The 5,905-nt window shown below is 50.0% G+C and carries 5 protein-coding genes; 3 read left to right on the top strand and 2 right to left on the bottom strand.

The features are described 5' to 3' along the window. Window positions 1-1,081: ABC transporter substrate-binding protein (locus tag L0156_23555; protein ID MCI0605974.1), on the top strand; the 1,081-nt coding region annotated here is incomplete at its 5' end. A gap of 66 nt (window positions 1,082-1,147) precedes the next feature. Here L0156_23555 and L0156_23550 read toward each other — a convergent pair. Both L0156_23550 and L0156_23545 read right to left on the bottom strand, forming a co-directional pair. Continuing rightward, window positions 1,148-3,865: a M36 family metallopeptidase gene (locus L0156_23550; GenBank protein MCI0605973.1), complete on the bottom strand. Its 2,718-nt coding sequence runs from the start codon at window positions 3,863-3,865 to the stop codon at window positions 1,148-1,150. After that, complete coding sequence (locus L0156_23545; GenBank protein MCI0605972.1) at window positions 3,862-4,194, bottom strand: hypothetical protein; 333 nt, start codon at window positions 4,192-4,194, stop codon at window positions 3,862-3,864. Before L0156_23545 ends, L0156_23550 begins: the two co-directional genes overlap by 4 nt. 323 nt (window positions 4,195-4,517) lie before the next feature. Between L0156_23545 and L0156_23540 the strand changes: the two genes are divergently transcribed. After that, on the top strand, window positions 4,518-5,150 hold the full coding sequence (locus L0156_23540) for a response regulator transcription factor (GenBank protein ID MCI0605971.1): 633 nt from the start codon (window positions 4,518-4,520) through the stop codon (window positions 5,148-5,150). 109 nt (window positions 5,151-5,259) lie between these two features. Beyond that, on the top strand, window positions 5,260-5,905 hold a 646-nt coding region (locus L0156_23535; GenBank protein MCI0605970.1), incomplete at its 3' end, for a selenium-binding family protein.

Below are 5,905 nucleotides of genomic sequence, written 5' to 3'. Positions count from 1 at the left end.
GTCCGTAGCGAGAGAGATTGGAAGATCTGCGCTGATGGCCTCACTTTTGATATTTGTTTGCCCGCAATGGGCAACGAGTGTCGGCATAAAGAGGAGAAGGTGTTCCTTTTTTCCAACTCTTCTGGCGCATCCTCTAACCTCCATTGTTCCGGAAGGCTCGGAAACATTTACTGCAAAGCCGGTCGGCACGGGACCTTTCCGCGTTTCAAACTTCGATCCCGGCCGCCGTGTTGAATTAGAAGCAAATCCCGATTATTGGAAAAAGGGATATCCGAAATGCGACAGATTGATTTTCACTTTCGGGGTTTCTATTTCAGAGATCCTGGCAGGGTTTCGCTCCGGACAATTCTCTTTGGCTTGGGACCTGTTTCCTTCCGATGTGGAAGCGCTGCGGCATGAATCGGAATCGGGCATCAAATACAAAGAAACTCCACGCCTCTCCACTTATTATTTCGCTTTCAATATCCACAAAGGCCCCTTTAGAGACGAACAGTTGCGGCGGGAATTGATCCATTCGCTGGATACGGAATCGATGGTCAGAAAAACGGTCGGAAGACTCGCCATTCCTGCCGAATCTCTGATTCCTCCTGGACTGTTGGGCTACGAAAAAAATTTACTCAGACACGCTTACCATCCTTTCACACAACTGGTCAATGATCTGGATGTTAGCTGCTTCCTGAACTCCGTGTACCAGGGACCCTATTCGGGTTTTGCGGACGATCATGTCAATCAAGCTTCCACTCTTGCGAAAGCCGATTGCAATTTGACTAGGTGGATCAGCGATTATCCGGATGCCGATTCATTTGTCTTTTTGTTGCACACGGAAAAAGGATTCATCGGAAAACTCTGCGGATTGACTGAGATCGATCAACTCATAGAACGCGGGCGCATGGAAATGGATTCTTCCACCAGGCATGAGATTTATCGAGAAATAGAAGAGATCATAGAAAGGAAGGCGTTGTTGCTGCCCCTTTTTCACGAACAAATGTATTGTTTCGCGCGGCCCGATGTTGAAGATTTCGACATCAATTTGTACTCACCCGTGGTCGCCTACGAAAAACTCTGGAAATTCCGCGGCTAAATATACAACGCTACTTTAGCGCTCTCTACGTATCCGCACATTAAGGTTTCGTACTATTCCTTCACGCTAATCAAAGCGGAAGAAGGCGCGATGAGTAGTGCCATCATTGAGTTTAACTGTTAGCTCGCGGCAGCTTCCGGAGAGCCAATCACCCTGAGTCTTCCAGCGATACGTATAGCGATCTGTAGTTGGATCGTAGGAAAGACCGTTGCCGGCAGGAAGCGTTGGTTCGGGTGAATCCAAAGGAGCTTGAGTGTCACAGTCCATCTGGTGAGAGGAAGGAAATCCAGATGCGAAGATATCGGTACCCTGGTTTCCGGAAAGACTGAACACTACTGGGACTGTTGAACCGGCCTTGACGCGGTTGAGCTTCGGTGGATTCTTTACGCTGCCGAAGAATCCTTGAAAATTGTAAATAACATTCAGTGTGAGCGGAACTTCTACTAATGGATTCGACGGATCATTACTCGAAACGCAGAGCTTTCCGGTCCGTGTGGCCGGAGCCGATAATCCGTTGGAGCTGAAAGTTACATTCACGTTTGATTGACTGCCAGGAGAAGTCGTGCCGCTCGATTCGGAAACGCTTACCCACGAAAGATCGGAGGGGGATGAGCAGTCGTCGACTGCGTCGGTAATCGACCATGTGAGATTTGGGCCACCTCCAGCGCTGCCATTTTGAATGCCCAATGTCTGAGAGGTAATCGAATTGGCGATTTGAGAAGCAATCATGCTCGGTGGATTTACCGCGATTCCAACCAGGCACTCCGGCGGTACGTCAAAAGCCTGCGTTCCATCGGCCACGCTGGCTGAACTTCCTTGAATGGCGCTTTTTCCGAGTCCTCGTTTCGCGAAGCCGCTCCAAATCGAGCACTGGTTCGCGCCAGCGGTGAGCACTTGATCTGCGAGCAATATCGCGTTACGACCATCAACGAAGCCGGGGCTGCACTTCTGCAGCTTCATACCATCGACTACAAGCTGGATAGCGAGGTTATTTCCTGCTGTTGCCCAGTTGCCGTAAACATCCGGATTAAAGCCGTAACGATTCACTAAATTCCAGTAGACCTCCCACAGCATGGATGCCCAAACATACCCAACTCCATGCGGGACTGCAGCCGTTTTGATAGCGTCATAGGTGGCAGGGTTAACAGACATATCGGTCGTGTAAGGTGTGGGACGGATGCCAAAACCATCAGTAGGTTGATAAAGAGCATAAGTTCCAATTCCGCGGTTCTGTGTTGCCGTATCTCCCATTCGAGCTGTAAGCACGAGGCCGATAAAATCACTCCAGCCTTCTCCCATCTGCTCCTGATTACTAAGGCAGTTCACATTTAAACGACCTCCTGTGAGACGATTACTTATGCCATGTCCGTACTCATGCGCGATAATTCCGCTGTCGAGATCGCCGTCACGAAGCGGCTCCACTTCCGTCTTTCGCCGGACTGTTGTACTGAAAGGCAGGTTTGCACGGAACCGCTGCCCATCGCTATTTGACACCATGACCGATGGAATAATGATTCGAGCTACATTGGTATCGGGGGTGGGCGTTGTGGCAAACCCCATTCGAAGCGCCGGTCCGCCGGGAACGTTGTTGAAGACGATTACGGCGATAGCGCCTGCATTTTGCGCGTTCAGCACTTTTGTCGTAAACGAGCAGGTGCCCCGTTCTAGTAGGGCGATGGAAGCTGGAGGAAACCCGATCAGTGGCTCGCATGCGTCAATAGTATTGCCGGCACCATCGTTGACCAGAGCGACATTTGCAGTGATTCCTGATGGTGGTACCGGTGCGCCAAACTGCGCATCGGTTGCGTCATAATTGCCGCTGATTGCTGAAGGTGGATTGACTGTTACCGCATTCGGATAAGCCGGCTGCCACAGATACATCTGCATCCGCGGACGTGAACCGTCAGCGGGAGTGGAGAAATTTGCATTGTTTAGAGGTGCTGCAACCAACAACGGAGTTCCATCCTGAGCTTCCGCGCGAACATCATCATTGCCTGCGCCGCCGCGTCCATAATTGTTCACCTGGAAATTCCCTGCCGCCTCCGTGAAACCATAGCTATAAAAAACGTCATGGAGAATGTTGTTCCAGTAAAAAAGATTTGTCACAGCGAACAGTCGATAATCGATTGGCTGATCAGACGGGTCGAATTCAAAATCAAATTGCAGCCCCGGTCCTCCTTCCGGTTCGCTGAGCGGATCCGGCACACCATCGCCGACAGTGTCTGCATAAGCATGAGCATTATTGCCACGCGTAATTGTAAATTCCGCTCCGGCAGCTCCATTTGTATCATGCCAGCCGAAGGGGGAAGCCGTATCATCCGCAGGATTTGTCACAAGTGATCGCGGTCCGTGATTTGGACTTTCCAGCGGAATCGCGAAGACCCGATAGCCGGAGCCGTCCGCAACTGCTGTGGCTGCGCTCGAAGTTGAATCGCCGGAATCCAGCGTTGTTGATGGAACAGAGAAATTGTCGTTATCTGCTAGATCATGTTTAGAGAGCAGCTCGCCTGTCTGCGCATCGACACGAATGCTCCACCAATGCTGCGCGGTCGACTCTTCAATCTCGAAATTCCAGGCAAGACGAACCGCGCCGTCCACCGGTTGATAAACAAGCTTTCCGGGAATAGGGCTCAACCCGATGCCACCATCACTTAGCAAAACGTTCCGGGCCGCGGTATTACTTTGTTCGATAATCTGCAAAGGCTCCAGCAAAATGAGACCGAGTGCGGCCGCACCCGCTTCAGCAGCAACAATCGGACTGAGTAGCGGTGTCGTTCCGTTCACGGACGAGCAAGGTTCGGCACCATGTCCGAACCAAGACTCAAGAGGGTACCATCCGGTGCGAGATTGATATTGCAGTTGCCGGAGAACACTTCGATTCCCTGATACCGTTGGCGCAAATACACGTGAGTCACACCTGTATGATCGCTGGTGTAATAATCGCTCACCACCACGTCCGCGATGTCCGCCTCTGTTAACCCAAGCGCCTGTCGTTGCTCAGCAAGATGGCGTAGCGCTATATCTGCGGCAGTTGTTTCTGCGGACCGTACAGGCCGATTGCACAAAAGGATCAATACAAAACAACCGGCTATAACAAATATCTTGTGGATCATGGTGGCACCTCCGTTCGTTTGCAGAGTAAGCACCCAGCAACTTGAATATGAACGCTTGGCGTTTCATAGATCAATGAGGGGATTACCCTGATTTTGGGCAGGATGGCACCTCAATTTTTGTTCCTTATGCTTGTGAACTCCAAGCATTAAGTCTTTAAAGCACTGGACACGAGAGCGGCTGAAAGAAGAGAAGTCTTGGTAGAAAATTTTCGACTACCAGCAATTTTTCGGCCTATTCTCGGATTATTGTATACTGTCTTCAACACGGAACATCCATTTCCCGAGTGGCCGACCCTCTGCAGAAGCTGACAAGAAGAGCATTCATGAAAACGGAAAAGCCGATACGCATTTTAATTGCCGATGACCATCCGATTGTGCGGGAAGGACTTTCAGCAGTGATCAAGGCTCAAACCGATATGACGGTCGTTGCCGAAGCAAGCAATGGTCAGGAAACAATCCTGCGGTTCCGTGAACATAGACCCGATGTCGCTTTGCTGGATCTGAGGATGCCGGGACTCGATGCAATCGGTGCAACGGCAGAAATTCGAAAGCAATTTCCAAACGCACGCATTATCGTCCTTACATCCTATAGCGGAGACGAACTAATCCATCGGGCTTTACAAGCGGGCGCGCGCTCTTACCTTTTAAAAACCGTTTCTACAAACGTATTGCTGGATACAATTCGTGCGGTTCATTCCGGACAATGGCGCATTCCCGAAGATGTTGCGGCGACTCTGGCAGAAAGAATTCCGATGACAGAACTGACACCCAGGGAAATGGAGGTGCTGAAACTGATTGTGAAAGGTTTGAGCAATAAAGAAATTGCTGCTACGCTTCACACCACCGAAGGCACCGTCAAAGGTTATGTGAACACGATTCTTACAAAAATGGGTGTCAGTGACCGTACGCAGGCTGCAACGACAGCGCTGAAGCGCGGCATCATTCAACAGGATTGATCTCTTCCCGCTATCGAAAGTTAGCTAAGAAATCCTACCCTTGGTTAGTACTCGGCATGTCTAGCGCTCTCTAAATTGGATTAGAAAGAATAATGGGGGAAGGAATAACATGAGAAAAGTTGAATGGAAAACCTTTTTAGTCTCTGCGGGTCTTCTGTTTATTACAGTGGCAGTCCTGGCGGCTATTGCAAAAACAGGAGACACGGAAAAATACATGTTTGTTTGGGCCAGTGATCAAGCTCACAAGAATCCCGATTTTCTTGCCGTAGTTAACATGGACTTTTCTTCGCGCGAATATGGAAAAGTGATCACAACGGTTCCCGTTCCCAATCCTGGCGCAATTGGCAACGAGCCTCATCATGTTGGACTCTCTTCTGATGGAAAAATTCTTGCCTGTGGTGGACTTCTCAGTGTTTTGAAAGGTCAAAACGAAATCTTTTTCTTCGATGTATCGCGTCCTCAGGCGCCGAAATATCTTTCAGCTGCAGACCCGCCACAATCTGCAATCACTGACGAATTTTACTCTTTGGCCAGCGGAGGGTTTCTCATTACCATGATGGGTGGGGCCAAGGGGCATCATCCGGGCAGAGTTGTTGAGCTTGGCAAAAATTTAGAAGTAGTTGCCGAGCATCCTGTCAATCCGCCGGATGCGGGTTTTAATCCACATGGTATTTCCGTTCGTCCTGAAACTAATCTAATGGTGACGAGCGACTTCATCTGTCCTTCCAGCACCTTACATGCAGTTCCAGGCGATC

It is taken from the genome of bacterium, from assembly GCA_022616075.1.
Lineage (GTDB): Bacteria > Acidobacteriota > HRBIN11 > JAKEFK01 > JAKEFK01 > JAKEFK01.
Note: the sequence above shows the minus strand (reverse complement) of the source record. Positions and strands in the feature narration are given on the sequence as shown.

Coding starts and splice junctions, on each gene's coding strand:
- L0156_23545 (MCI0605972.1), bottom strand. CDS start 4,194: ATGATCCACAAGATATTTGTTATAGCCGGTTGTTTTGTATTGATCCTT.
- L0156_23540 (MCI0605971.1), top strand. CDS start 4,518: ATGAAAACGGAAAAGCCGATACGCATTTTAATTGCCGATGACCATCCG.